The 25771-nt window shown below is 71.6% G+C and carries 20 protein-coding genes; 9 read left to right on the plus strand and 11 right to left on the minus strand.

Annotation, left to right across the window (positions count from 1 at the left end):
* Nucleotides 1–147: 147 nt before the first annotated feature.
* Nucleotides 148–1938 carry a thiamine pyrophosphate-requiring protein gene (locus ACQPZF_RS25385; protein WP_433260896.1) on the plus strand — a complete coding sequence of 597 codons (1791 nt, stop codon included), beginning with the start codon at nt 148–150 and terminating at the stop codon, nt 1936–1938.
* 83 nt (nt 1939–2021) lie between these two features.
* On the opposite strand, the gene ACQPZF_RS25390 is transcribed toward ACQPZF_RS25385, so the two are convergent.
* Genes ACQPZF_RS25390 through ACQPZF_RS25405 form a run of 4 tightly spaced genes read right to left on the minus strand, consistent with a single transcriptional unit; the run spans nt 2022 to nt 7440 of the window.
* Nucleotides 2022–3533: a CoA-acylating methylmalonate-semialdehyde dehydrogenase gene (locus ACQPZF_RS25390; protein ID WP_433260898.1), complete on the minus strand. Its 1512-nt coding sequence runs from the start codon at nt 3531–3533 to the stop codon at nt 2022–2024.
* Nucleotides 3530–4501, minus strand: coding sequence for an alpha/beta hydrolase (locus ACQPZF_RS25395; RefSeq protein ID WP_433260900.1), 972 nt, complete (start codon nt 4499–4501; stop codon nt 3530–3532). The genes ACQPZF_RS25390 and ACQPZF_RS25395 overlap by 4 nt, the downstream gene beginning before the upstream one ends.
* Before the next feature lie 30 nt (nt 4502–4531).
* The gene (locus tag ACQPZF_RS25400; RefSeq protein ID WP_433260902.1) at nt 4532–5875 is read right to left on the minus strand and encodes an amidohydrolase family protein; all 1344 of its coding nucleotides are present in this window, start codon (nt 5873–5875) and stop codon (nt 4532–4534) included.
* A gap of 35 nt (nt 5876–5910) precedes the next feature.
* The gene (locus ACQPZF_RS25405; protein WP_433260904.1) at nt 5911–7440 is read right to left on the minus strand and encodes an FAD-dependent oxidoreductase; all 1530 of its coding nucleotides are present in this window, start codon (nt 7438–7440) and stop codon (nt 5911–5913) included.
* Nucleotides 7441–7691: 251 nt separating this feature from the next.
* Between ACQPZF_RS25405 and ACQPZF_RS25410 the strand changes: the two genes are divergently transcribed.
* Complete coding sequence (locus ACQPZF_RS25410; RefSeq protein ID WP_433260906.1) at nt 7692–8579, plus strand: IclR family transcriptional regulator domain-containing protein; 888 nt, start codon at nt 7692–7694, stop codon at nt 8577–8579.
* Here the strand turns inward: ACQPZF_RS25410 and ACQPZF_RS25415 are convergent.
* The 3 genes from ACQPZF_RS25415 to ACQPZF_RS25425 form a co-directional block, all read right to left on the minus strand.
* Complete coding sequence (locus tag ACQPZF_RS25415) at nt 8516–9592, minus strand: maleylacetate reductase (protein ID WP_433260908.1); 1077 nt, start codon at nt 9590–9592, stop codon at nt 8516–8518. The genes ACQPZF_RS25410 and ACQPZF_RS25415 overlap by 64 nt on opposite strands.
* Complete coding sequence (locus ACQPZF_RS25420) at nt 9589–10524, minus strand: dioxygenase (RefSeq protein ID WP_433260910.1); 936 nt, start codon at nt 10522–10524, stop codon at nt 9589–9591. The genes ACQPZF_RS25415 and ACQPZF_RS25420 overlap by 4 nt, the downstream gene beginning before the upstream one ends.
* Nucleotides 10525–10698: 174 nt before the next feature.
* Nucleotides 10699–11478 (minus strand): IclR family transcriptional regulator, encoded by a 780-nt coding sequence (locus tag ACQPZF_RS25425; RefSeq protein WP_433260912.1) that lies wholly within the window; start codon nt 11476–11478, stop codon nt 10699–10701.
* Between the two features lie 144 nt (nt 11479–11622).
* Here ACQPZF_RS25425 and ACQPZF_RS25430 point away from each other — a divergent pair, with 144 nt between their 5' ends.
* From ACQPZF_RS25430 to ACQPZF_RS25445, 4 genes are all read left to right on the plus strand, one after another.
* Nucleotides 11623–12843, plus strand: a complete 1221-nt coding sequence (locus ACQPZF_RS25430) for an FAD-dependent monooxygenase (protein ID WP_433260914.1) — start codon at nt 11623–11625, stop codon at nt 12841–12843.
* Between the two features lie 134 nt (nt 12844–12977).
* A complete protein-coding gene (locus ACQPZF_RS25435) occupies nt 12978–13592 on the plus strand; it encodes a hypothetical protein (protein ID WP_433260916.1) in 615 nt (204 codons plus the stop codon).
* Between the two features lie 32 nt (nt 13593–13624).
* Nucleotides 13625–14596: an amidohydrolase family protein gene (locus ACQPZF_RS25440; protein ID WP_433260918.1), complete on the plus strand. Its 972-nt coding sequence runs from the start codon at nt 13625–13627 to the stop codon at nt 14594–14596.
* A 10-nt stretch (nt 14597–14606) separates the two neighbouring features.
* Nucleotides 14607–15836, plus strand: coding sequence for an MFS transporter (locus tag ACQPZF_RS25445; protein WP_433260920.1), 1230 nt, complete (start codon nt 14607–14609; stop codon nt 15834–15836).
* Nucleotides 15837–15978: 142 nt separating this feature from the next.
* Here the strand turns inward: ACQPZF_RS25445 and ACQPZF_RS25450 are convergent, their stop codons facing one another.
* Nucleotides 15979–16323, minus strand: a complete 345-nt coding sequence (locus ACQPZF_RS25450; protein ID WP_433260922.1) for a hypothetical protein — start codon at nt 16321–16323, stop codon at nt 15979–15981.
* 135 nt (nt 16324–16458) lie between these two features.
* Here ACQPZF_RS25450 and ACQPZF_RS25455 point away from each other — a divergent pair, with 135 nt between their 5' ends.
* On the plus strand, nt 16459–19143 hold the full coding sequence (locus ACQPZF_RS25455; protein ID WP_433260924.1) for a BTAD domain-containing putative transcriptional regulator: 2685 nt from the start codon (nt 16459–16461) through the stop codon (nt 19141–19143).
* Nucleotides 19144–19181: 38 nt separating this feature from the next.
* Here ACQPZF_RS25455 and ACQPZF_RS25460 read toward each other — a convergent pair whose 3' ends face one another.
* Both ACQPZF_RS25460 and ACQPZF_RS25465 read right to left on the minus strand, forming a co-directional pair.
* Nucleotides 19182–20228: a hypothetical protein gene (locus ACQPZF_RS25460; protein WP_433260926.1), complete on the minus strand. Its 1047-nt coding sequence runs from the start codon at nt 20226–20228 to the stop codon at nt 19182–19184.
* 4 nt (nt 20229–20232) lie between these two features.
* A complete protein-coding gene (locus tag ACQPZF_RS25465; RefSeq protein WP_433260928.1) occupies nt 20233–20517 on the minus strand; it encodes a hypothetical protein in 285 nt (94 codons plus the stop codon).
* 228 nt (nt 20518–20745) lie between these two features.
* On the opposite strand from ACQPZF_RS25465, the gene ACQPZF_RS25470 reads away from it, so the two are divergent.
* Nucleotides 20746–21831: a helix-turn-helix domain-containing protein gene (locus ACQPZF_RS25470; protein ID WP_433260930.1), complete on the plus strand. Its 1086-nt coding sequence runs from the start codon at nt 20746–20748 to the stop codon at nt 21829–21831.
* 466 nt (nt 21832–22297) lie between these two features.
* Nucleotides 22298–25030, plus strand: coding sequence for an ATP-binding protein (locus tag ACQPZF_RS25475; protein WP_433260932.1), 2733 nt, complete (start codon nt 22298–22300; stop codon nt 25028–25030).
* On the opposite strand, the gene ACQPZF_RS25480 is transcribed toward ACQPZF_RS25475, so the two are convergent.
* Nucleotides 25014–25637 carry a DUF4360 domain-containing protein gene (locus tag ACQPZF_RS25480; protein ID WP_433260934.1) on the minus strand — a complete coding sequence of 208 codons (624 nt, stop codon included), beginning with the start codon at nt 25635–25637 and terminating at the stop codon, nt 25014–25016. The two genes, ACQPZF_RS25475 and ACQPZF_RS25480, sit on opposite strands and share 17 nt — an antisense overlap.
* Between the last annotated feature and the right edge of the window lie 134 nt (nt 25638–25771).

Raw genomic sequence — 25771 nt, forward strand, 5'->3', positions numbered from 1 at the left:
CTCCGCCCCCGCAGGCGCCACCCCAGGAGCGGACGGGAACTGACACCCGGAGTGCATTCCGATCGGCTTGTATCCGGCCGGACCGCGTGTGGAATACCCCGCGCCGGGTAGTCGCCCAGAACGGACGACGGAATCGAGGAGATCGGCATGTCCGAGACGGTCGCTGACTACGTGCTCGCCAGGCTGCGCGACTGGGGTGTCAAACAGGTGTTCGCCTATCCGGGTGACGGCATCAACGGGATCGTGGCCGCCTTCGGCAAAGCCGACAACAACCCCAGGTTCATCCAGTCCAGGCACGAGGAGATGTCCGCGTTCGAGGCGGTCGGCTACGCCAAGTTCAGCGGCGAGGTCGGTGTCTGCATGGCCACCTCCGGGCCCGGCGCCATCCACCTTCTCAACGGCCTCTACGACGCCAAGTGCGATCACGTGCCGGTGGTGGCGATCGTGGGGCAGACCGCGCGCAGCGCGATGGGCGGCAGCTACCAGCAGGAGGTCGACCTCCAGTCGCTGTACAAGGACGTGGCCGGCGCCTACCTGGTGGAGGTCAACGTCGCCGAGCAGCTACCCAACGCCCTGGACCGGGCCATCCGCATCGCCGACGCCGAACGCGCCCCCACCGCGATCATCATCCCGAGCGACCTCCAGGAGGAGGAGTACACACCGCCCGGGCACGAGTTCAAGCAGGTGCCCTCCAGCCCGCCCAGCCGGGTGAACTCGGTGCTGGTCCCGAACCAGGACGACATCGCCCGCGCCGCGGAGGTCCTCAACTCGGGAGAGAAGGTGGCGATGCTGATCGGGCAGGGCGCCCGCGCCGCCGCCGAGGAGGTCGTCCAGGTCGCCGAGCTGACCGGCGCGGGGGTGGCCAAGGCGCTGCTGGGCAAGGACGTGCTGTCCGACGAGCTGCCGTTCGTCACCGGTTCGATCGGCCTGCTGGGCACCCGCCCGAGCTACGAGCTGATGCGCGACTGCGACACGCTGCTCATCGTCGGGTCGAACTTCCCCTACTCGCAGTTCATGCCCCCGTTCGGGCAGGCCCGCGCGGTGCAGGTCGACATCGACGGCAAGTTCATCGGCATGCGCTACCCCACCGAGGTCAACCTCGTCGGCGACTCCGCCGCGACCCTGCGGGCGCTGGTCCCGCTGCTGCGGCGCAAGCCCGACCGGACGTGGCGCGAGCAGGTCGAGAAGAACGTCAGCGGCTGGTGGGAGACGATGGAGCAGCAGGCCGCGTTGGACGCCAAGCCGGTCAACCCGATGCGCATCGTGTCCGAGCTGTCGGCGCGGGCCCCGGAGAACGCGATCTTCACCGCCGACTCCGGTTCGGCCGCCGACTGGTACGCCCGGCACCTGAAGATGCGCGGCACCATGCGCGGGTCGCTGTCGGGCACCCTGGCCACCATGGGCCCGGGGGTGCCGTACGCGATCGGCGCGAAGTTCGCCCACCCCGACCGGCCGGTGGTCGCGCTGGTCGGCGACGGGGCGATGCAGATGAACGGCATGGCCGAGCTGATCACCATCGCCCGCTACCGGCCGCTGTGGTCCGACCAGCGCCTGGTCGTGTGCGTGTTCCACAACAACGACCTCAACCAGGTCACGTGGGAGCTGCGGGCGATGGGCGGCGCGCCGAAGTTCGAGGAGTCCCAGTCCCTGCCCGACGTGGACTACGCGGGCTTCGCCCGGTCCGTGGGCCTGGAGGCCGTCGTCGTCGACTCCCCCGACCAGCTCGGCCCGGCGTGGGACCGCGCGCTGAGCGCGAACGCGCCGACCGTGCTGGACGTCCGCTGCGACCCGGAGGTGCCGCCCATCCCGCCGCACGCCACCTTCGACCAGGTCAAGTCGGTCGCCGAGGCCATCCTGAAGGGCGACCCGGACGCCTGGCACCTGATGGCGCAGGGCATCAAGACCAAGGCCCAGGAGATGCTGCCCGGCAGGCGCTGAACCTCACCACGGATCCGGACGCCGGACCCTTTACGCGGTGCCCCGCCTCGCGCAGCGCCACCGCTGAACGCCGGAACAGCGCATCAGTCGTTCGCCCGGAAACCCAGGTCGATCCCACCCTCGGTGCGGTCCGGCCAACGGCTGGTCACGACCTTGCCGCGGGTGAAGAAGCGGAACCCCTCGACGCCGTGCGCGTGGGTGTCGCCGAAGAGCGAGTCCTTCCAGCCGCCGAAGCTGTAGTACGCCATCGGAACCGGGACGGGGACGTTGATGCCGACCATGCCGGCTTCGACCTCGCGTTGGAAGCGCCGCGCCGCGCCGCCGTCGTTGGTGAACACGCACGCCCCGTTGCCGAAGGGGTTGGCGTTGACCAGGTCCAGCGCCTCGTCGTAGGAGCGGACCCGGACGACGGACAGCACCGGCCCGAAGACCTCGTCGGTGTAGACGCTCATCTCCGGCGTGACGTGGTCGAGCAGGGTGGGGCCGAGCCAGAAGCCGCCCGCCGCGCCGTCCGGCCGGACGTGGCGGCCGTCGAGGACGACCCGCGCCCCGGCCCGCTCGCCCGCGTCGACGTAGGCGGCGACCTTGTCGCGGTGCTGTCCGGTCACCAGAGGGCCCATGTCGTTGGCGCGGGTTCCGTCGCCGGTTTTGATGCGCGCGGCCCGTTCGGCGATCCGGGTGACCAGCTCGTCGGCGACGGGGTCGACGGCGACCACCACGCTGACGGCCATGCAGCGCTGCCCCGCCGACCCGAATCCGGCGTTCACGGCTGCCCCGGCGGCGGCGTCCAGGTCCGCGTCGGGCAGCACGAGCATGTGGTTCTTGGCGCCGCCGAGGGCTTGGACGCGCTTGCCGTGCGCGGTCGCGGTCGCGTGGACGTGCCGGGCGACCGGGGTGGATCCGACGAACGAGACGGCTTTGACGTCCGGGTGGGTGAGCAGTCCGTCCACGGCGGTCCGGTCGCCGTGGAGGACGGTGAACACGCCCGACGGCAGGCCCGCCTCGGCCAGCAGCCCGGCGAGCCAGTTCGCCGCGGAGGGGACCTTCTCGCTCGGCTTGAGCACGACGGTGTTGCCCGCGGCGAGGGCGATCGGGATGAACCACAGGGGGACCATCGCGGGGAAGTTGAACGGCGTGACGATCGCGACCGGGCCGAGCGGCTGGCGGATCGAGCAGAGGTCGACCCTGGTGGAGGCGTTCTCCGTCATCTCGCCTTTGAGCAGGTGCGGCGCGCCGCAGGCGAATTCGACCACTTCCTGGCCCCGGCTGATCTCGCCGAGCGCGTCCGCGAGCACCTTGCCGTGCTCGGCGGTGATCAGCTCCGCCAGCTCGGGCTTGCGCTGCTCCAGCAGTTCGCGGAAGCGGAACAGGATCCTGGTGCGCCTGGTGAGCGACAGGTCGCGCCAGGCGGGGAAGGCCACCTTCGCCGAGGCGACCGCGGCCCGGGTGTCGGCGCGGTCGGCCAGCACGACCCGGCCGGTGACCTCGCCGGTCGCCGGGTTGGTGACGGGTGCGGTGTCCGTGCCGGTGCCGGTGTGCGTGGTGCCGTCGATCCAGTGCCGCACCTCGCGCAGGTCGGACGGGGCGGTGGTCATGTGTTGTCCTTCGTGCTGGGAGCGGACGGGTGCCCGGGGCCGGCGAGCAGGCCGGCGAATTCGGCGGTCAGCTCGGACACGGCGGCGTCGGCCGCCGGTGACAGGCCGGGCATCCCGAAGAAGGGGTGGATGAGGCCCGGGTACACCCGCAGGGCGGTGCTCACGCCGGCCTGGAGGAGTCGTGCCGCGTAGACGATCCCGTCGTCGCACAGCGGGTCGAACCCCGCCACGCCGATCACCGCGGGTGCGACGCCGGCCAGGTCCGGCGTCAGCGCCGGTGAGACCCGCGGGTCCGCGGCGCGGCTGTCGTCGTCGGCGAAGTAGCAGCTCCGGATGACGGCCAGGTCGGCGCGGGTCAGGAAGTGGCCCTCGCCGTTGCGGGCGACCGACGGGTAGTCGGTCGCGAAGTCCGTCACCGGCGCGGCCAGCAGTTGGCCCGCCACGGGGATTCCCGCGTCCCGGGCCCCGATCGCGGTGACCGCGGCCAGGTTCGCGCCCGAGCTCTCCCCGGCGAGGCCGATGCGGTGGGGGTCGCCGCCGAGGTCGTCGATGAACTCGGCCACCCACCGCAGCGCGTCCGCCGCGTCCTCGACCGCGGCCGGGAACGGGTGCTCGGGGGCGAGCCGGTAGTCGACGGAGACCACGCAGGCGTGGAGTTCGTGGGCGAGGCGCCGGGCCACGTCCTGCATGAGGTGGGCGCTTCCCATCGTGAAGCCGCCGGGGTGGAAGTAGAGGACCGTCGGCGCCGGGGCGGTGTGGCCGACCGGCCGGACGACCTTGAGCGGCAGGTGTCCGACGTGGAGGTCCTCGACGCTCGCGACCGGGGCGAAGGCCGCCGGATCCCAGTTGTCCTCGATCGCGCCCCGCATCCGCTCGCGCATCTCCGCGGGAGTTCCGGCGAACCCGGGCGGTGCGCCGGCCGTCCGGAGAGCGGCGAGGAAACGGCTGATGTCCGGGTCGAGTGGCATGAGGTCCTTTCAGGGGTTTCGAACTCGGTGTCAGGAGCCGAGGAGGTGGTGGTGGGACACCAGCGCGAGTTCGCGGGCGCGGTCGAGCCCGTCGCCGACGAACGAGCCGGCGCGTTTGCGGACGACGCCGTCGATCAGGACGGTGTCGACGTTGCCGGGGTGCGCGGAGGACACCAGCGCGGCCACGGGGTCGGTCACCGGGAAGAGGTTGACGTCGGTCGCGCGGACGAGGACGACGTCCGCGCGCTTGCCCGGCGTGAGGCTGCCGACCTGCGCGCCGAGCCCGAGCGCGGCGGCGCCGCCCCGGGTGGCCATGGCGAACGCCTCGTGCACGCCGAACGGGGAGAGCCGGTCGGCGAACCGGGACCGCCCTTCCGCGAGCTGGTTGCGGTGGGCGGCCAAGCCCACCCGGAGCTGGGTGAACAGGTCCGCCGCGCCGAAGGTCTCGGTGTCGCTGCTCAGGCCGGCGGTGACGCCGAAGGCCCGCACCCGGTCGATCGGGGTGTGCCCGATGCCGGGCAGCCCCTGCTCGTGCTGGGGCGCGAGCGCGACCGACGCCCCGCTCGCGGCGATCATGGCGAACTCGTCGTCGCTGGACTCGCTGCAGTGCACGAAGGTCAGGTCCGGACCCAGCAGCCCCGCGCGGTCGAGCTGGGCGATCGCGCCCACCGCGCCGTATTCGGGTCCGCATCCCATGTGGATGGACGTGCGGATGCCCAGATCGCGCGCCATGCCGAGGTCTCGGCCGGTCACGTCCAGAGTGGACAGCTCCGGTCCGCGAGCGGCAAGCTGCAACGTCACCAGCGCGCCGTCGTCGGGCAGCAGGTCGCGGCGGATCCGCCGGACGTCGTCGGTGTGCGGTCGCTCGCTGCGGTCGATCCACGCCGGCAGGTCGACCAGCGGCCAGCCGTGCCCGAAGACCGCCCGGATCCCGGCGTCGCGCAGCGCCGCGATGGCCTGGTCGCTGTGCTCGGGCGAGTTCTGCACGTGCGACCAGTCCATCAGCGTGGTCGTGCCCGCGTCGATGGCGGACAGCGCGCCCAGGAGGGTGCCCGCGTACACGTCCTCGGGGCGGTAGCGAGGGCCGAGCCGGCCGAACATCTCGCCGAAGTAGCTCCGCAGGTCGAGTCCGGTGCACCGGTGGCGGACCGCGGACTGCCAGGTGTGCTTGTGGGTGTCCACGAGTCCGGGCAGCACGATCATGCCGGTGGCGTCGATGACCTCCGCGCCGTCGTGGCCCAGGCCCGGTCCGACGGCCGCGATCAGGTTGTCCTCGATCAGCACGTCGCACCCGGTGGTCGTGCCGAGCGCCGGGTCGCCGGTGACGACCCAGCCGTTCGTGATGAGGGTGCGCCGCGGTGCGTGGTCGGCCATCGCTGTTCCTCGTTTCGCCGGTGCCGGGTCGTGGGTCACTGCACGACCGCCGCCGGGTGCGGTTCGGCGGCTGCCAGGCCGATCGCCTCCTGGTGGGCGCTCAGCACCTCGGCGTCGGTGGGCCGCACGTCCCAGGCGCGTGCGACGTAGGCGTCCGGCCGGATCAGCGCCGTCGTGGCGCCGGCCAACTCCCGCGGGAGGACGGTGTCCGGCGCGGCGGCGGCGGTGGTGATCGACCCGGGCAGCGCCCGCGGGGTCGCGGTGGTGTCGACCAGGACGAATCCCGCGTTCCTCGCGACGTCGACGTAGCACGCGCCGAGCGGGGAGTCGACGGGGAAGTCGCTCACGCGCGTGCCGTCCGCGCGGTGCGGGTCGGCCGCCCGGTGGTAGGACGTGCCGAAGCCGCTCAACCGGTTGCGGAGGATGGCGTTGACCTCGGGCACCGGCACCAGTTCGCGTTCCACGAAGTCCTTGAGCGCGAGCCCGCCGGGCGAGAAGTCGAAGTGCAGGGCGCACTGCGCGGCGACGTCGTCCATCAGCGCCTTGAGCACCGGGTGCCGCTCGTCGTGGTAGCTGTCGAGCAGGGCGTCGGGCGCCCGGCCGGTGGCGGCCAGGCCCAGCTTCCAGCCGAGGTTGAAGGCGTCCTGCATGCAGTAGTTCATCCCGATGCCGCTGGCCGGGTAGTGCACCCGGGTCGCCTCGCCGACGAGCAGCACCCGACCGCTGCGGAACGCGGGCACCTGGCGGTGCGCGTCGCCGTAGCGCGAGAGCCATTTCGCCGTGGTCAGGCCGAAGTCGGTGCCGAAGATCAGCCGCAGGGACTCCCGGACCTCCGGCATGGTGACGGGTTCGGTCTTGGGCGTGTGCCGGCGGTGCTCGGCGACGATGATGAACCGCGTGATCCCCCGGCCGAACGGGTAGGCCAGCACCCAGCCGTGCTCGTTGCGCCGCATCCGCATCGACGCCTGCCACGGGAAGGACAGGTCGGCGTCGACGGCGACCGCGGTCATCCGCGTCCGGTGGCCTTCGAAGGGGATGCCCGCCGCTTCGCGCACGAGGCTGCGTGCGCCGTCCGCGCCCACCAGGTAGGACGCGTCCAGGTCGACCGCCGCCCCGTCGACGTCGCGCGCGGTGACCGTGACGCGTTCCCCGTCCGCGACGTGGCCGAGGTAGGTGACGCCCCGCCGGAAGTCGACCCCCTGCTGCACCGCCCACTCCGCGAGCAGGTGCTCCGTGGTCATCTGGGGCAGGATCAACGCGTACGGGAACTTGCTGTCCAACAGGTCGTACCGCAGGCCGGCGAGTCCGGCGTACATGTAGCGCGGCACCTCGAAGTCCGGCCGCCACTGCCGGGCCGCCGCCCGGAACCTCCCCATCAGCCCGCGCGCGTCGAGCAGCTCCAGCACGCGCGGCTGGATCACGCCGGCGCGCGAGTGCGTGTCCTCGGTACGCCGCTCCAACACGACGACGCGGGCTCCTGCGCGTGCGGCCTCGGCGGCGGCGGTCAGACCGGCCGGACCGCCGCCGATGACGACGACATCGGCAGACGGGGCACTGTTCGACATGGGATGTCCTCCACTACGACCGGTGAGCGGCCACATGTCCGCTAGGCGGTCATCGGCCGCCGCGAAGAAGGATGCGACTTCCAGGCGGCACTGTCAAGCAAAGCTGAACAAGAGTTTTCGCTTATATGTCTTCGATTTGTCGAGAGCCCGACGAAGCAGAGCTGCGGACGATTGTCCGCATGACGGCCGATGCGCACGGCAGCCCACCGGCCTGGCTAGGCTGTCGTCCGATCGCCGACGAAGGGAGTGCGATGCCACGCGACGACGCCGGCCCCGACTTCATCGAGGCCCTGGCCCGTGGTCTCGACGTGTTGAAGTGCTTCGGCACGCGCCCCGTGCCGATGTCCCTCGCGGAGATCGCGACGGCGACCGGGTTGGCCCGGCCGACGACCCGCCGGATCGTGCTCACGCTCGAACACCTCGGCTACGCCCGGTCCACGCCCGAAGGGGTGACCCTCACGCCCAGGGTGCTCGAACTGGGCGTCGCCTACACGCTCTCGACCGGCCTCTGGGAGGTGGCGGGGCCCCACCTGGCCGAACTGGTCGCCCGCACCGACCAGGCCGCCTCCATCGCGCAGCTCGACGGGTCGGACATCCTCTACGTGGCCCGCGTCGAAGCGCCCAAGGTGGTTTCCGTCAACGTCAAGGTGGGCACGCGCTTCCCCGCCGGCAGCACCGCGCTGGGCAAGGTCCTGCTCGCCGCCCTGGACCCCGACGAACTGCGGCGGGCGCTGGCCACGCCCAGCCGGTCCCCCGTCCGCCCGCACCGGCCGAAGTCCGCGCGGGAACTCGAAGCCGAACTGCGCGAGGTCCGCGCCCGCGGCTGGGCGTCGACCGACGAGGAGGTGGCGCTCGGTGTGCGGTCCGTCGCCGCGCCGCTGCGCGACGGCGACGGGCGGACGACGGCCGCGGTCAACATCGCCGCGATCGCGGCCGAGGTCGGCCACCGGGAGCTGGTCGAAGAGCTGCTGCCGATGCTGCTCCGGACCGCCGGCGCGATCGGGCGCGACCACGACCTGATCCACGCCGCGCCGCAACGGGTCGTGCGCCGCGGGCCGGACTCGTCCCACACCGGTCACCCCGGTACGGGTGGTTCTCCGCCCCAGGCGGCGCGGAGCAACCCGGCCACGCCCTCGTAGGTCACGGGCGCGGGGTTCGCATAGGGGTCTCGGACGGCCTCTTCGGCGATCCGCTCGATGTCGGCCTCGGCCATCCCGAGTTCGCGCAGCGACCGCGGTGTGCCCAGCCGACCGGAGAGATCCCACAGCCGACGTGCCGGATCCTGTCCGTGCCACGCACGACGCAGGGCTTCGACCGCGTCGGGGGCGGCGTCCTGGTTGTACGCGAGCGCGTACGGCAGGAGCACGGTGTGCGTCGGGGCGTGCGGCAGGTCCAGCGCACCACCGAGCACGTGACACAGCTTGTGGTGCAACGACATCGTCGTGGCACCGAGGCAGGCGCCGCACAGCCACGACCCGTACAGCGCCAGGGTGCGGGCGTCGAGGTCGCTCCCGTCCGCCGCCACCACCGGCAGCGCTTCGGCCATCGCCCGCGCGCCCTCCTCCGCCATCAACGAGATGATCGGCGAGCGGTCGGGGGCGTAGAGGGCTTCGACGGCGTGCGCGATGGCGTTGAAGCCGCTCGTCATGGACAACCCCACCGGCAGCCCGACGGTGAGTTCGGGGTCGTAGAGGACGCTCGCGGGCAGCACCCGGCGGTCCCGGCCCGTCCGCTTCCGCCCGTTCTCCGTGATGCCCCACACGGGGGTCATCTCCGAGCCCGCGTAGGTGGTGGGCACCGCGACCACCGGCAGGCCGTGCTCCAGCGCGACGGCCTTGCCCAGGCCGACGGCCGATCCGCCGCCGACCGCGACACAGCAGTCGGCGTCGAGTTCGACCGCCCGCTCCCGCGCCCGGCGCGCCACCTCGACCGGGACGTGCATGCGTGCTTCGGCGAGCACCCCGGCCGAATGCGCGCCCAACGCGCGGGAGATCGCCTGGCCGGTCTCTTCCTGCTCGGGCGAGCAGAGGACGAGGGCACGGCGCAATCCCAGCCGGACGACCTCCTCGGGCAGCTCGGCGACCACACCGGCCCCGAAGCGCACCCGCATCGGGGCGGCGTCGTAGGAGAAGGCGGAGCGGAACACGGTCACCGCCCCCCGTCGCCGTCGAGCGGGCTCAGGACGACGTCGAAGTGCACGGTCCGGAACGGGTTCGGCAGACCGGCTTGCGCCGCGCGGACCGGATCGTCCACCAGCGGGAAATCCCGCACCAGGCTGGGCTTCACCCCGAACACCGCGTCGGAGTCGAGGTACGGGGTGCCCGCCACGAACAGGTGGGTGGTCACCGTTCGGTAGCCGGGCGCGGACACCTCGAAGTGGATGTGCGCGGGCCGGTTGGGGTGCCGGGACGTCGCCGCCAGCAGCCGCCCGACCGGTCCGTCGGCGGGGATCGGGTAGTAGCGCGGCACGATCGAGCGGAACCGGAACCGCCCGTCGCCGTCCGCGGTGAACAGGCCGCGCAGATTCCGGTCCGACTTCGTTTCGGGCCGCTGCACGTCGTAGAAGCCTTCGTCGTCGGCCTGCCACACGTCGACCTCGGCCCCCGGCACCGGCCGCCCGTCGGGGCCGGCCACGCTGCCGGTCACCAGGCACGGCGTGCCCCGGCCGTCCTCGGCGATGGAGGCGCCCAGCTCACGGCGCGGCGAGGCGACCACGTGGAAAGGACCCTCCACAGTGGACTCGGTGGTCCCGTCGCCCGCCCGGTTGTTGATCGTCTCGACCAGCATCGACGCGCCGAGGACGTCCGAGAGCAGGATGAACTCCTGGCGGGTCTCGGTGCACGTCCGGCCGGTCGCGGTCAGGAACTCGATCGCCGCCGCCCACTCCTCGTCGGTCAGCTCGACGTCCTTGATGAAGTCGTGCAGGTGCCGCACCAGCGAGGTGAGCACCCGGCGCAGGCGCGCGTCCCGGGTGCCGGCGAAACTCGCCGCCACCACCTCCGCCGATCGCTCCTCGCTGAACAGCTCGCTCGCCGGGACGGCGGGAGGTTCGGCGACGGCGCCGGACACGTCCCGTTCGGCCATGGTCGTCCTCCAGGTTCTCGGGCAGTGCGGGTGCCGCCTCGGACGTCTTCGCGGACACTCCTCGGCCGCCGCGCCCACCTGATCCGGCGCACGGCCGGCCGCTGCTCGGATTGTCGTCCCGCCCGGTGCGCCGCGCCCAGTGCGATGTCCGTTCAATGGACATCCGGCCACGGCTCACGCGTCGCGGATCCTGATCCCCGGACGCCACCCCAGCACGCGGGAGATGCCCAGACCGCTGGCGATCAACGACGGGAGCGCCGCCTGGTGCTTCACCGAGCCGGCCCGCACCACCACCGACAACGCCGCCACCACCGTGCCCTCACCGTCCACGATCCGGGTGGCGACCGAATCGGCGCCGGTGGTCAGCTCACCCCGGACGCTCGCGGTGCCGGTGCGGCGGCACTCGGCGAGCTGGCCGCGCAGGACGGCCGGGTCGACGATCGTGCGGGGCGTGTAGCGCCGCAGCTTGCCGGACAGCACACCGTCGACCAGGTCGCCGCCGCCGTGGGCCAGCAGCACCTTGCCCACGCCCGAGCAGTGCAGCGGCAGCCGGCCACCCACCTGGGAGACCAAGCCCGGCGCGCGCGGGGCGGACAGCCGCTCGATGATCACGGCCTCCGTGCCTTCCCGGACCGCCAACTGCACGTGCTGGCGCAGCGCCGTGTAGAGGTCTTCCATGAACGGCTGCGCGCTGCTGCGCAGCGACTCGGTGAGCGGGGCCAGCGTGCCAAGCTGCCACAGCCGCAAGCCGATCGTGAAGCGGCCGTCCTGGTTGCGGCTCAACGCGCCGACGTCGGCCAGCTCCATCGCGAGCCGGCGCACGGTCGCGTGCGGCAGCCCCGTCCGGCGCACGAGGTCGGCGAGGGTGAGCGCGCTCTGGTCGGGCTGGAACGCGAACAGCACCTCCAGCAGGCGGGAACTCACGCTCCGGCCGGGTTCGTTGGTGCGGGGCACGGCACGTCCTCCTGTCGGCGTCCGGTCCGAGGGCCGCCGAGTATGTCCATAGGACGGTCGATCGTGCCAGTCCGCCCGACCCGGCCGGGCAGCATGACGTGGTCATCGTGCAAGCGAACACGACCGCAGGAGCCGAAGACTGAGATGTCCGGGTCGAACATCGGGTCACCGAGGATCGCGATCATCGGCGGCGGGATCGGCGGCCTCGCCACCGCGGCCTTCCTCCACCAGGCCGGGCTGCGCAGCACCGTGTACGAACAGGCGCCGGTGCTGGCGGAGGTCGGCGCCGGGCTGGTGGTCGCGCCGAACGCCGCCCGCCTCCTGCGCCGGCTCGGCGTGCTGGAGGCACTGCTGCGCCGCGCCGTCCGGTTGGACGTCGGCTGGGAGTTCCGGCGCTGGCAGGACGGGACGGTCCTGTCGGCGGAGGACCTCGCGGCGGCGTGCGAGCGGCTCTACGGCGAGCACACCTACGCGGCGCACCGGGCCGACCTGCTGGAGGTCATCAGGAGCGCCGTTCCGCCCGGGACGATCCGGCTCGGCAGGCGGTGCGCCGCGCTCGCCCTGCGGGAAGGCCGCCCGGAGTTGCGGTTCGCCGACGGCGAGGTGGTCCGGGCCGACGTCGTCATCGGCGCGGACGGGGTGCACTCGGTGGTGCGCGGCGCGATCGCCGAACCGCGCGCGGCCACGTACTCGGGCCTGTGCGCCTTCCGCGCCCTGGTGCCCGGCGACCGCGCGCCGTCGTTCGCCCGGCGGCCCGCGCAGAGCCTCTGGATCGGGCCGGGCCGGCACCTCGTGCACTACCCGGTCTCGGCGGGCGAGTTCGTGAACCTCGTGGCGTTCGCGCCGGCGGGCGACGACTCGGTGGAGTCGTGGACGGCGCGGGCGACGGTCGAGGAGTTCCTGCGCGAGTTCGACGGGTGGGATCCCAGGCTGGTCGACCTCATCCGGGCGGCGGAGACCCCGGGCCGGTGGGCGCTGCTGGACCGCGCGCCCCTCCGGCGGTGGTCCGAAGGGCCGGTCACGCTGCTCGGCGACGCCGCACACCCCATGTTCCCGTTCTTCGCCCAGGGTTCCGCGCAGGCGATCGAGGACGCCGCCGTGCTGGCCCGGTGCCTCGCCGAGGACGTCGCCGACCCGGTCCGGGCGCTGGAGCGCTACGAAGCGCTGCGACTCCCCCGCACCACCAGGCTCCAGGAGTTGAGCCACGGGCGATCACACGTCAACCACCTCCCCGACGGACCGGACCAGCGAGCGCGCGACCGGTCCTTCACCGAGCTGGACCCGTTGATCGCCAACGGTTGGATCTACGAGTACGACCCCGACCGCGTGGTCTCCGCCGGCGGCCCGAAAGAAATTGGTCCCTGACGACGGGTGTGTCCCTTGTGGACAAAAAGGGGTCCATTCAACGGACACGGTGATGCCGGGACGCGGGGTCGTCACGGAAAGTCTGTGCCACCACTCGTGGCGACGTGGCCACGACAGTTCCAAGGAGTGCGGAGTTGAAGGTATTCGATGTGCGGGACATCTCGACGGGCGTCGACGCCGCGCTCGCGGTGGTGGAGAACCCGAAGCACCGGCACGTGCTGAAGAACTACCGCCGGCACGCGCTGCTGGAGGTTTCAGGGCTGTGGCAGGACATCCTGATCCCGACGATGACCGTCGAGCACCCGGTCTACCGGCTCACCGAACGCGGGCGGACGACGGTGCTCGACGGCATGGACGAGGTGCGCGGCCTCTACTCGGACATCGTCGGTCGCGGGGTGAACGTCTTCGGCGCGCTGGAGGAGGAAGTCGCCGTGTCGGACTACGGGATCTTCATCGAGGCCGCCTTCGCCCAGGTCGTGCGCGGCACCGATCCCGCACTCGCCGGCGAGGGCGTCGACCCGGACGGCACCTACCAGGTCTCGCACCGGTTCGCCGCCACCTGGCCCTACCGGGACGGGCGGCTGGTCGGCGAGTTCGTGTACGACGACACCGGTAGCTGGCGCGTGGACGAAGTCCCGCGGTCCGCGCTGCTCTCCCCGGCGGAGGCCCGCGAGGCGCTGGCCCCCTACCTGGCGCAGAGCCCCCTCTCCGAGATCGAAGAGGGCCTTCGGTTGTTCCAGGACCGGTGAAAGCTCCGACGCCGACCGAGGGGAACGACGAGATGAGCGCTGCGGAATCGACCGGCCGCTACGTGGACATCCACGCGCACTTCACGGTGCCGAGCACGGCGGAAGAACGCGTGCGCACCTGGCAGGCCATGCTGGGGCAAGGGATCTACTTCCCCGAACCGCACGAGTGGTCGGTGGAGCGGACTCTGTCCTATATGGACTCCTCCGGCACCGCCATGCAGTTGCTGAGCAACGTCCCGGACAGCCTGCCCGCGCTCCGGGCGTCCAACGACTACGGCGCGACGCTCGTACAGGACCACCCGTCGCGGTTCGGGCTCCTGGCGGCGCTGCCGACGGACGACCCGTCGGCCGCGTTGACGGAGGCCAGGAGGGCGCGGAACGTCCTCGGCGCCGACGGTTTCGCGGTGACGACGAACTACCACGGTGTCCACCTGGGCGACGAATCCCTTGCCCCGCTGTGGAAGCAGCTCGACGAGTGGGACTCCGTGGTGTTCGTCCACCCGGACGCCCGCCGGCCGCCGACGCTCGACCACCCCGCGCCGCTGTACGAGGTGGCCTTCGACACCGCCCGCACGGTCTTCGACATGGTGTTCCGCAAGACGTTCGCGCGCCATCCCGGCATCACGTTCGTGATCGCCCACTGCGGAGGTGCGTTCCCCGCGTTGACCGGGCGACTCCGACTGCTGGGCAACGAGTCCTGGGTGCCGCAGGGGATCACCGCGCACGACATCGACGCGCAGGTCTCGTCCCTCTACGTCGACACGGCGGCGACGGCCTTCCCGCAGTCCCTGCTCCCCGCGGTGGCGACGGTCGGAGCCGACCACATCGTCTACGGCAGCGACTGGGGTGCGCCGTGCACGACCGAGGCGTCCGCCGAGGCGAACCGGTCGAGCCTCGGGCACTGCGGAGCGCTGTCCTCCCGGGAAGCCGACGGCGTCCGGGACCGCGCGCTCGACCTCTTCCCGGGAGCCGCGCTGCGGATCGCCGGTTCGACCGACCTGTGAGGAGTCACCCATGTCGACCACCGGGCCAGTTCGAAGACAGGACCGGGACCTGACCGGCGCGAGCCGGCGGAACACCCTGGTCACGATCATGTTCTTCGCCGCCGGCATCGTGTTCCTGGACCGCTTCGGGATCACCTTCCTCTTCCCGCAGATCGGCGCGGAACTCCACCTGACCAACAGCCAGCTCGGCTCGCTGGTCTCGGTCACCGCCATCACCTGGGCGATCTCCAGCCTGATCTTCTCGGTCCTGTCGGACCGCTTCGGCGGCAGGGCCAAGTGGCTGATCGTGGCGAGCCTGGTGCTGTTCTCCGGTGCCGTCGGCCTGATCGGGCTGGCCCCGGACTACGAGACGATGCTGCTGTTCCGCGCGATCATCGGGTTCTGCGAGGGTCCGGCGATACCGCTGATCCAGGGCGCGGTCGCCCGCGCGTCGTCACCGGGCCGACGCGGGCGGAACCTGGGCATCGTCATCGCCGGGACACTGGTCATCGGCAGCGCGCTCGCGCCGGGCATCATGGTCGGGCTCGCCACGGCGGTGGGTTGGCGACCGGCGTTCGCCCTCGTCGCCGTCCCGGGCATCGCCGTGGCGATCCTGGTGGCCGTGTTCATGCGCGAGGAGGGGTCCGCGACGCACACCCACCGGGTCCGGGCGCGTGACTTCCGCCTGGTTCTGGCCAACCGCAACGTCCTGCTGGCGCTCGTGGGCACGACGGTCTGCATCGGCTCCAGCATCGGCTTCGGCACCTTCGCACCGGTCTTCCTCGCCGCCGAAGGGCATTCCCCCGCCACCTCGACCCTCGTGCTCACCGTGTACGGCCTCGTCATCGCACTGGGCAACATCGTCGCGCCCGCCGTCTCGGACAGGTTCGGCCGCAAACCCGCCCTGTGCGCGGCTGCCGTGTGCAGCGGACTGGTGCCGGTGTTCTTCGTGCTGTTCGCGGATTCTGTGCCGTTGCTCATGGCGTCGATGGTGGTGGGCTTGATGGCGGGAGGCTCGCTCACGCTGATCGCCTATGTGGTGCCCGGCGAATCGGTGCCGCCCGAGTTGATGGCCACGGCGTTCGCCCTCCAGATCGCGGTAGGCGAAACCGTGGGCGGAACCCTGGGCCCGCAACTCGGCGGCGCGGTCGCCGACGCCACGCACGACCTCGCGAACACGCTACTGCTGTACGGCGCGGCGCCGATCCTGCTGGTCCTGGTCTCCGTGCTGATCCGCGAGACCGCGCCGCACCGGCGATAGCCCCGAAGAAGAGCCCGCCGGTGAACGGTGGCAGGTACCGCAGGTTGAAGAGTCCGAGCGTTCCCTGTCGAGAGGTGTCGACAGGGAACGCCTCCTCGGCGCCGGATCAAGCCTGCGAAAGCGTTGTCGACACCGTCAACACTCAGCAGTACACGTGCACCCCTGTCGCCCGGGAGGACGGAATCGCCCTCTCGGTCCCTGCCGGAATGAAGACAGGGGGGTGGTTCGCGTAGTAGATGGTGAAGGCATTGCCGTGCGCCTTGGCGTAGCGGAAGAAGTCGTCCAGACCGCTCACCCCGCAGCGCTCGACGTTCCAGACGTCCCCGTTCTGGTGGTGGACGCAAGCCCTCCCGTGATCACACTTGTAGTTCCAGTACTGCGGCTGGACGTCGGCCGCGGAAGCCACGCCGGGGCCGCTGATGAGCGCGGCCACGCCGAGAGCCGCCGCCATCGCCACCCGACTCCCGATCCCCTTGATCGATCGCATCGAAGATCCCTTTCTCGTTCCGGACTGTCACGCCAAGTTCGCAGGCCGTCCGTGCGCAGACCTTGTCCACTCCTTGTGTCCGGCCTTGCCCCTTCCCCGGCGTCTCGCTATACAAGGCGTCGGGGGAGGGGGCTCATGGCGGTCGAGTTCGACGTGCTCGGTGAACTCGTCGTGCGCGTGGACGGTCGGGTGGTGGATCTCGGGCCCGCGCGGCGGCGGTGCGTGCTGGCGGCCTTGCTCCTGGACGCGAATCGGACGGTGTCGCTCGACCAAGTGGCCGACCGGGTGTGGGGCGAGTCGTTGCCGGAACGTGTCGGCAACACGCTCTGGAGCTACCTGTCGAGGTTGCGGCAGGTGATGGGCCCGGCCATCGAACGCGGTCCGCTCGGCTACCGGGTGGTCGTCCAGCCGGGATGCCTGGACCTGCACAGGTATCGGGACGCGGTCGCGGCGGGCGAGCACGAGAAGGCCTTCGCGCTCTGGCGCGGTGAGCCGTTCGCGGGCCTGCGCACCGACTGGCTCGACCAGGTCCGGGAGTCGCTGCTGGCCGAGCACTTCGCCGCCCGGCTCGACCACTTCGACGTCCGGATCGAACGAGGCGGGCACTCGGGTGCGCTCGCCGAGTTGCGGGGACTGAGCGAGGACCACCCGCTGGATGAGCGGCTGCACCGGCAACTGATCCTGGCGCTGTACCGCAGCGGACGGCAGGCGGAGGCGCTGGAGAGGTACGAGGTGGTCCGCAGGCGGCTCGCCGACGCCGTCGGCGCCGATCCGAGCCCGGCGCTGCGCGCCGTCCACCAGGACATCCTGGCCGGCGCGGGCGCGGTTCCGGTGACCGGCTCGCGGCCACGGCAGCTACCGCCGGAGATCCGCGGGTTCGTCGGCCGGGTGTCCACTTTGGACGCTTTGGGTGACGCGCTCGACGGCACCGGCGCACTCGTGATCGACGGCGCGGGAGGGATCGGCAAGACGACCCTCGCGGTTCACTGGGCGCACCGGGTCAAGCACCTGTTCCCCGACGGCCAGCTCTACCTCAACCTGCACGGCTTCGGGCCGAGCGCACCGGTCGGCGCCGGCGACGCGCTCGAATCGCTCCTGCGCGGGCTCGGTGTGCCCACCGACCGGATTCCCCCTGGCGTCCCCGAGCGGACCGCGTTGTTCCGCAGCGTGCTGGACGGGCAGCGGGTGCTGCTGCTGCTCGACAACGTCAAGGACAGCGAGCAGGTCCGGCCGCTGTTGCCGGGCAACGGGTCCTTCGTGCTGGCCACCAGCCGGTCCCGGCTGCGCGGCCTGTCGGTCCGCGAAGGCGCCCGGCTGCTGACGTTGGACCTGTTGTCACCCGCCGAAGCGCTCGTCCTGCTCGGCAGCGTGATCGGCGCCGCCCGGGTCGAGGACGAGCGGGAGGCGGCGGTGGAGCTGGTCGAACTGTGCGCGCGACTGCCGCTGGCCGTCCGGCTCGCCGCCGAACAGGCCGCCCTGCACCCGGCGTGGCCGCTGCGGAGACTGGTGGACTCGATACGGCGCAAGCCGAGTCGGCTGGAGGCGCTGTCGTTGGACGATGACGCGGACACCGATCTCCGCGCGCTCTTCAGGTGGTCCTACGAGTCGTTGGAACCCGAAGCGGCCCGCATGTTCGCGCTGCTCGGCCTCTTCCCCGGCAACGACATCAGCGTCCCGGCCGCGGCGGCGCTCGCGGGGGTGGACGGGACGCGGGCCGGGACGGCGTTGGGCCGGCTGGTCACGGCCAGCATGCTCGGCAGACGGGACGACGACCGCTACGAACCGCACGACCTGATCCGTGAGTTCGCGCAGGGGATCGCGCGCGACGCCGAGGAGGAACGGACGGCGCGCGACCGCCTGGTCGGCTGGTACGTCCACACCGCGGTCAACGGCCGCCACGTCCTGACTTCCGAGCCGCACGAACTGCCCGTGGAACCGCTGCCGGAGAGCGTCACCGCGCTGGAGTTCACCGACCGCCGGACGGCGATGGCCTGGTATGACGCGGAACGGGACACGTTGCTCGAACTGGTGCTGAACGCCGAGCAGCACGGCGGGAAACGCACCGGCATCCTGATCGCGCAGCTCTGCTGGAACTACTTCCACCTGCGCGGCGGCTACACGCATTTGATGGCGGCGTACGAGGCAAGCCTCGGCTACGCGGTCGAACTCGGCGACGAGTACCTGGAAGCCAGGTGTTGCAACGGTTTGACGCTGCCCTACGAAAAGCTCGGGCGAACCGAGGACGACCTCGCCGCCGGCGTGAGGGCGCTGCGCATCTTCGAGAAGCTCGGTGACGACAACCAACAGGCGACCTCGCTGCTCAACCTCAGCTCGATCTACAACTCGGCCGGACGTCATCGCGATGCCTACGACGCGACGGTGCGCGCCCGGTCCCTCGCCCTCGCCGGGGAGGACGCGGTGCTCGCGGCGATGGCGCTGAACAACCACGCCAACTCGCTCGTCGGACTGGGCCGGTTCCCCGAGGCGCTGACCGCCGCGCGGCAGGCGGCGGCCGAGTTCCGGGCCACCGGCGAGCTGTCGCGCCTGATCGCCGGCCTGGACACGATCGCGAACGTGCACGCCGCGAGCGGTGACCACCGGGCGGCGGTCGAGGCGGGCAGGGACGCGCTCAAGGTCGCGGAGGAAGTCGATGCGACAGCACGCGAGTCGGCCCTGCGGGTCCGTCTCGGCCACCGACTGGTGGCCGCCGGTGAACGTTCTCAAGCCATCGACGTCTGGCGCCGTGCCCACGAGCTGGCGATCCAGCGGCAGGATCCGGCAGCGCACGAGATCGAGGCACTCCTCAGCCACATGACCTGATCAGAAAGCCGCTCGACGCACCGTCTCACCCGAGGGCGTCACCGGCCGGTCAGCAGGGGTGGCACGGGGGCGAGCCGGGATTCACCGGACTCCGTGGTCGTGGTCGTGCGCCACAGGGCAGTGCACGCCTCGCGCACGACACTGACGATGCCGCCGTGCTCCGCCGCGAACCGGGTTAGTTCGCGGAACGTCCGATTCGACTCCCCCAACTCACCGAAGTGTGCCGTGTACAGGAAGTTCCCGGAATGCGAAATCTGCTGGTAGAAGCCGATCGCCCGCAGGCAGTCGCCGAGCCTCCGCCCGGCCGGGTCACGGGACCGTTCGTGCTCGGCGATCTGCTCCGCCGGCGTTCTCGCCGCGTGGCGGACGAAGTGTCCGGGTATCTTGACGTGGACGTCCGCCGCACGGCGGGAGTCGATCGGCACGCCGCTCACGGCCGCCTCGGCCGCGGTCGTCGGCACGGCCACCTCCCGGTACGCGAGCGCGTCATGCGGGAAGCGGTCCAGCGCCCCGGGTTCGAGCGGGCGGTCGGGCAGGACCACGTCGTACTCACCCGTGTACGTCTCGGACTCGATGAAACCAGTGGCTCCCGGGTGGCCTTGGACCAGCTTCTTCGCCTCTTCGCTCCGCCGCCGGAGGAGCACTCCCAGCCGACCGTGGTCACCGCGCGACCGGTCGAGGACGAATTGCTGGGTGAAGTTGTGCTGGTACCCGGTCGGTTGCTCGCCGGCGAAGTCGTGGGGCTCGAACCCGAGCGCGAGCAATCCAGCCACCAGGCCCGGGTCCACCGCGACCAGTCCGACGTGGGTCTCGATGGTCGTGCGCCGCACGGGCTCGTCAATCTCACACCCGGCGACTTGGCGCACGACATCGGTTAACCGGCCACGCCGCTCGGAGACCGTCAACGCCTCCCGGGCGATCCGTGCGCACAGTTCGTCGCTGACTTGTCCGAACGGTTTGCGGTCGGGATTCAGCGGCAGCGTTTCCGGCCGATAGGTGAAGTTCTTCAGCGCGGCGACGATCGAGGCGATCGGCAGGCCGGACGAATCCGGACCGGTCTGCGGATTCGACAGATACGAGTTCAACTCACTACACCCTTTCCGAATCATTGGAACTGCGATTTCGCGCTTCGACGTTCGGCAGCAGGACGAGCCCGGCCACCAGCAGGTCCCCGAGGACCTGGCCGAGGATGTCGACCGGCAACCAGGCGAACCGGTCGGACTGGGCGGTCCACCAGCCCCAAACGAATACGGACACACCGGCGGCGACCGCGAGCCACCAGCGTGCCGGCCACCGTGAAAGGCGGCTGCGGGGAAAGAGCAGGTGCCGCCGGTGGCCGGCGGACCATCGCTTCGAGAACAGCTTCTCCGTCATGTCAGCCAGTGTGGGGTCGTGCGGTGCGGCACACGAGGAGCTGAGCGTCTTCAAGCGTCTTCAGCCGCACGCGAGGCCGCGCAGTGCGCAACCGACCAGAGCCGACCGGGGCACGGGAAAAGTTTGATGAAGACCGCCACCGCCGCGTAGCATCGAGTAGCATGAGCGGCACGGAGCGTGATCGGTCGTCGCAATTCACCCATCAGCGTCCTCGTGCGAGGTGTGGCTATGGACTCGTTTCCGGCGGCTCTGCGCCAATTGCGGGAGGAAGCGGGATTGTCCCTGGCGGCTCTCGCGGCGCGGTCGAAGGTGTCGAAATCGCATATCGGCAATCTGGAGTCGGGTGCCCGGGAGCCGAACCCGGCCGTCGTCCGGGCACTGGACCACGCGCTGGGCGTCGGAGGCTTCCTGGTCGCCGTGGCGGGAGAGGCTGACCAGGTGAGACGGCGCACGCTGTTGGCGGGCCTGGGCATGGGCGCCGGGGTCTTGACGGGTTCGGCGGTCAGCGAGGTGCTGAGACACGCCCTGATGGCGTCGCTCGACGCCACCGTCGACGATTGGCACGAGATAGCGGAAACCCACGGCCAGGACTACATGACCGTGCCCGCCGCGGACCTCCAGGCCCGCCTCACCAGGGACCTCGCCTGCCTGCGCCCCGCCCTGGCCGACCACCCGCAGTTGTGGGCGGTCGCCTGCCGCCTCGCGGCGCTGGAGGCCATGACGTCGACGTCACTGGGCGACAAGCCGCAGGGCGAACGCTGGTGGCGCACCGCGCGGCTGGCCGGCACGCGATCAGGTGATTCGTCGGTGATCCTCTGGCTGCAAGGCCGCGCGGCCTTCCGCGCGGCCCACGAGAACGTCGATCCGCGGACCGTGCTCCGGATGGCGGAGGACGTCGACGCCGCCGAGGCCCATGCCGCACGAGCCTGGGCGTTCGCGCGCCTGGGCGACCGTCGCACCGCCACGTCCGCCATCGAGGCGGCGCGAACGGCACTGGACCGCTTTCCACCGGCCACGCAGCCGACGATGTACAAGATGGCGCCCTGGCGGCTGAGCCTGGCCGAGAGCCGCGTCTTCGCACTCCTGCGCGACAAGACGGCGATGTGGTCGGCACTGGGCGACGTGCCGCCGGACATGGTCGAGTGGACCGCTCACCGGGAAATCTGCATCGCACTGGCGGAGTCGACCACCGGCGACCGGCCCTCCGGCCTGGCTCGGGCGAACGCGGCCCTGGAGATGCTGCCCGAAGCATCGCGCGTCTCGGTCGTCCGCAACCTGGTCCACGAGGTGAGTGCCGTCGGAACGTCGAGCTGACGCTTCGACCCGTGGAGATGCGCGCCGGGTTCCCGGAACCCACTCGCCCAGCTTCCGGCCTTCGGGGCTCGTGCGCTCCTGCGGAGGAGCCGGTCGGTCGGTCACCGTCGTGGACGGCACCGGTGGGCCTCGACTCCGTCACTACGAGCTGCGCGAGGGCACTGCCCCGGAGGGCGAGGCGCAGCGCGGGCACGGCCCTGCCGCGGGTGTGCCAGGCGTTGAGGAACGTGTGAAAGCCGCGTGCGCCTCCGGCCCGTCACCCGCGATCAGACGCCAGAGATCCGCGTCCGTCCCAAGAGGCGGCCCGCTCCCGGAGGTGTCGCCCAGGGCCGACACCTCCGTCCGCTGTGGTGGAGCTTGTGTCATGCACTGCATGAGGCCGCCGCCGAACCGACGCTGCACCACCACCCGATGTCCCTGGTCACACCGCGGTGGACGAGTTGGGTGGACACGGTCGGGTGGAACTGTGCGGCTGATCGGGCGGTACCCGCAGTGGGGCGGAGAGGCCTGGCGGCTGTGCGGTAGAACCGGGATGGTGGAGTCCGGTCAGGCGGTCCACCGCACGATCGTCGTGGTGGATGTGGAGGGGTTCGGCGACCCGCGGCGGACGTTGCCCCATCAGGTGGGCACCCGGGCCGGTCTGTACCGGGTGGTCGCCGACAGCCTGCGCGCGGCGGGGGTGCCGTGGGACGGTTGCTACCACGAGGACCGCGGCGACAGCGTGTTCGTGCTGGTTCCGCCCGAGTACCCCAAGGCGCCGTTGGTGGAGGTGCTGCCGGAGGCGTTGGCACGGGCGCTGCGGGAGCACAACGACACCAGCCCTGCCGCGCAACGCACTCGGTTGCGGGTGGCGGTGCACGCCGGTGAGGTGGCCTTCGACGGGCACGGCGTCACCTCGACCGCGGTGACCACCGCCTTCCGCCTGCTCGACGCGCCGACGGTGAAGCAGGCGCTGGCCGACTCACCCGGGCTGGTCGCGCTGGTCGTGTCGCGCTGGACCTTCGACGAGGTCGTCCGCCACTGCGCGGTGCTCGACCCGGCCACCTTCCGACCGGTGTCGGTGCAGGTGAAAGAGGTCCGCGACACCGCCTGGGTCGCCCTGCCCGACCATCCCTACCCCGCCGACCCGGGCGTGCTCGACCAGCCCGCACCCGACGACCGCCGCGACGACCGCCGCGACGCGCCCCGGCAACTGCCCGCGCCCCCGGCCCACTTCGTCGGTCGCGCGGAGTACCTGGCCGACCTGGACCGCGCCCTGACAACCGCCGACGGGACGGCGGTGGTGATCTCCGCGCTGGGCGGGACGGGCGGCATCGGCAAGACCTGGCTGGCGCTGCACTGGGCCCATCGCCACGCCGACCGCTTCCCCGACGGGCACCTGTTCGTCGACCTGCGCGGCTTCAGCCCCGACAGCTTGCCCCTCGACCCGGCGGTCGCGGTACGCGGTTTCCTCGACGCGCTCGGCGTCGCCCCGGGCCGCCTTCCCGTCGACCCCGACGCGCAGGCCGCGCTGTACCGCAGCCTGGTCGCGGACAGGCGGATGCTGGTCGTGCTGGACAACGCCGCCACCGCCGACCAGGTCGTCCCGCTGCTGCCCGGCAGCCCGGCCTGCGCCGTGCTGGTCACCGGCCGCACCACGCTCGCCGCGTTGATCGACCGGTACGGCGCACGCCACCTGCAGCTCGACATCCTTCCCCGGCGGGAAGCCCGTGCCCTGCTGACCGAACGCCTCGGCGAGGCACGGGTGGCCGCCGAGCACGCGGCGATCGACGACCTGGTCGAGCTGTGCGGGCGCTACCCGCTGGCGCTGTCGATCACCGCGCGCCACGCCGCCACCCACCCCCTGGTCCCGCTGGCCGAGTTCGCCGCCGAACTGCGCGACCTCGGTCTGGACGCACTCGACAACGACGACCCGACCGCCAGCCTGCCCGCCGTGCTGTCCTGGTCCCTGCGCGGCCTGACCACCGACCAACGGCAGGTGTTCGCCCTGCTGGGCACCGCCCCCGGCCCGGACACCGGGTTGCCCGCCGCCGCCTCCCTCACCGGCCTGCCCGAGGCGCGGGCACGCCAGGCCCTGCGCGCCCTGGAGGACGCCTCACTGCTCGACCGGCGCCCGCACGGCCGCTACCGGATGCACGACCTGGTCCGCGCCTACGCCGCCACCACCGCCCAGGACCTGGCAGAGCCGGTGCGGCGCGCCGCGTCGGAGCGGGTGGCAGGCTTCTACCTGCACACCGCCCGCGCGGCGGACCTGCTCCTGGATCCGCAGCGCCCACAGATCGAGTTCGACCCGCCTGCGGCCCACTGCCGACCACAGGGCTTCCAGGACGAAGAGGAAGCACGAGCGTGGTTCACCACCGAGCACCTCTGCCTCCTGGCGGCCCAGACCCAGGCCGTCGAACAAGGCCGACACGACACGGTGTGGCGCATGGCGTGGGTGTTGGACACGTTCCACCGCCGGCTGGGACACCTGCACGACAACCTCGCCGTGTGGCGGGCGGGGCTGGCCGCGACCCGTCAGGTCGGCGACCTCGCCACCCGGGCCCGTGCCCACCGCTTCCTCGGCCGCGCCCTCTCCAGGCTGGGTCAGCACACCGAGGCCCTGGAGCACCTCCACCAGGACCTCGTGCTAGGCGAGCGGGCCGGTGACATCGCCGGACAGGCCTACGCACACCGCGCGCTGGCCTGGGCCCAAGAACAACGGGGAGACCTCCAGCAGGCGTTGGACCACGTCACCGCCGGCCTCCGCCTGTTCCGGGCCGCCGGCCTTCACGGCTCGGAGGAGGCCAGCGCCCTCGGCTCGATGGGCTGGCTACAGGCACAGCTCGGCGACTACACCACCGCCCGCACCCACTGCGCAGCCGCCCTCGACCTCCACCGCCGCAGCCACGACCAGGAGGGCGAGGCCGTGACGCAGGACAGCCTCGGCTACATCGCCCACCAGGTGGGGCACTACGCCGACGCCCTCGACCACTACGACAAGGCGCTCGCCCTCTTCCACGACCTCGGCTACACCTACTACGAAGCCCAGACACGCGAGCACCTCGGCCACACCCGTCACGCCCTCGACCAACCAGGACAAGCCCGCGCGGTGTGGCTGAAGGCGCTGGAGCTCTACCGGCGACAGGGCCGCGACGCCGACGCCCAGCGCGTCCGACAAGAACTCGACGGCCTCGTCGACATCACCGGCAGGGCTTGAACGCCAGTCGGTACTCGGCGTGGGCGGGCGCGTCGACGGAGTCCCCGGAGATCATGCTCCACTCGGCCGGGTCGGAGGAGCCGAGATTGGCCCGCAGTTCCGCGTTGATGGTGAGATTTCGGAGTTCGCCGCACGGGACGTAGACGATCCCGCCCGGGGTGGCCGTGTGCTCCACCTCCCACTCGTCGCTCTGGGGCCCGGAGAATTTCCTTTCCACGTTGACGATGCCGATCTGGCCCTGGAAGGCCAAGTTGGCCTTGTGCGCCGCCGTCGCGCCCCGTGCCAGGTGGAGGTAGCCGTTGTAGGTGGCACGCGCGATGCCGTAGGTGAAGCTCTTCGGCGGGACGATCCGGAGTTCCAGCCGGCAGGACGCCCGATCGACGACCCTGCCGGTCCCGCCGCCGACCTTGGCGATGTAGTCACCGAAGGTGGTGGTGAAGGACTCGTGGTCCTCGGCGACGGTGACGATGACGCTGCGGCAGCCCGATCCGTCGGCCGTCACCACGCTCACGGAAATCGGGGGACCAGCGTAATCGGCACCGGCCGCGCCGTGCGCCGGAACCACCGTCGACAGGGCCAGCAGCGCTGCCGTTGCCATGATCAGCATGAGGAAACCCCTCTGAACGCACACCCGGCGACGGCGGCAGCAACACCCTAGCGCGCCGGTCCGCGAACGCACTCCACCACAGGAACGATCCTCGAACGATCCGGTCCCGCGAAGCAAGCGAACACCGGCCCGAG

Source organism: Actinosynnema sp. CS-041913, from assembly GCF_050942485.1.
Taxonomy (GTDB): domain Bacteria; phylum Actinomycetota; class Actinomycetes; order Mycobacteriales; family Pseudonocardiaceae; genus Actinosynnema.

Excerpts from the sequence above, each read along its gene's own strand:
- ACQPZF_RS25385 (WP_433260896.1), top strand. The coding sequence starts at position 148 with ATGTCCGAGACGGTCGCTGACTACGTGCTCGCCAGGCTGCGCGACTGG.
- ACQPZF_RS25390 (WP_433260898.1), bottom strand. The coding sequence starts at position 3,533 with ATGACCACCGCCCCGTCCGACCTGCGCGAGGTGCGGCACTGGATCGAC.
- ACQPZF_RS25395 (WP_433260900.1), bottom strand. The coding sequence starts at position 4,501 with ATGCCACTCGACCCGGACATCAGCCGTTTCCTCGCCGCTCTCCGGACG.
- ACQPZF_RS25400 (WP_433260902.1), bottom strand. The coding sequence starts at position 5,875 with ATGGCCGACCACGCACCGCGGCGCACCCTCATCACGAACGGCTGGGTC.
- ACQPZF_RS25405 (WP_433260904.1), bottom strand. The coding sequence starts at position 7,440 with ATGTCGAACAGTGCCCCGTCTGCCGATGTCGTCGTCATCGGCGGCGGT.
- ACQPZF_RS25410 (WP_433260906.1), top strand. The coding sequence starts at position 7,692 with ATGCCACGCGACGACGCCGGCCCCGACTTCATCGAGGCCCTGGCCCGT.
- ACQPZF_RS25420 (WP_433260910.1), bottom strand. The coding sequence starts at position 10,524 with ATGGCCGAACGGGACGTGTCCGGCGCCGTCGCCGAACCTCCCGCCGTC.
- ACQPZF_RS25430 (WP_433260914.1), top strand. The coding sequence starts at position 11,623 with ATGTCCGGGTCGAACATCGGGTCACCGAGGATCGCGATCATCGGCGGC.
- ACQPZF_RS25440 (WP_433260918.1), top strand. The coding sequence starts at position 13,625 with ATGAGCGCTGCGGAATCGACCGGCCGCTACGTGGACATCCACGCGCAC.
- ACQPZF_RS25445 (WP_433260920.1), top strand. The coding sequence starts at position 14,607 with ATGTCGACCACCGGGCCAGTTCGAAGACAGGACCGGGACCTGACCGGC.
- ACQPZF_RS25450 (WP_433260922.1), bottom strand. The coding sequence starts at position 16,323 with ATGCGATCGATCAAGGGGATCGGGAGTCGGGTGGCGATGGCGGCGGCT.
- ACQPZF_RS25455 (WP_433260924.1), top strand. The coding sequence starts at position 16,459 with ATGGCGGTCGAGTTCGACGTGCTCGGTGAACTCGTCGTGCGCGTGGAC.
- ACQPZF_RS25465 (WP_433260928.1), bottom strand. The coding sequence starts at position 20,517 with ATGACGGAGAAGCTGTTCTCGAAGCGATGGTCCGCCGGCCACCGGCGG.
- ACQPZF_RS25470 (WP_433260930.1), top strand. The coding sequence starts at position 20,746 with ATGGACTCGTTTCCGGCGGCTCTGCGCCAATTGCGGGAGGAAGCGGGA.
- ACQPZF_RS25480 (WP_433260934.1), bottom strand. The coding sequence starts at position 25,637 with ATGCTGATCATGGCAACGGCAGCGCTGCTGGCCCTGTCGACGGTGGTT.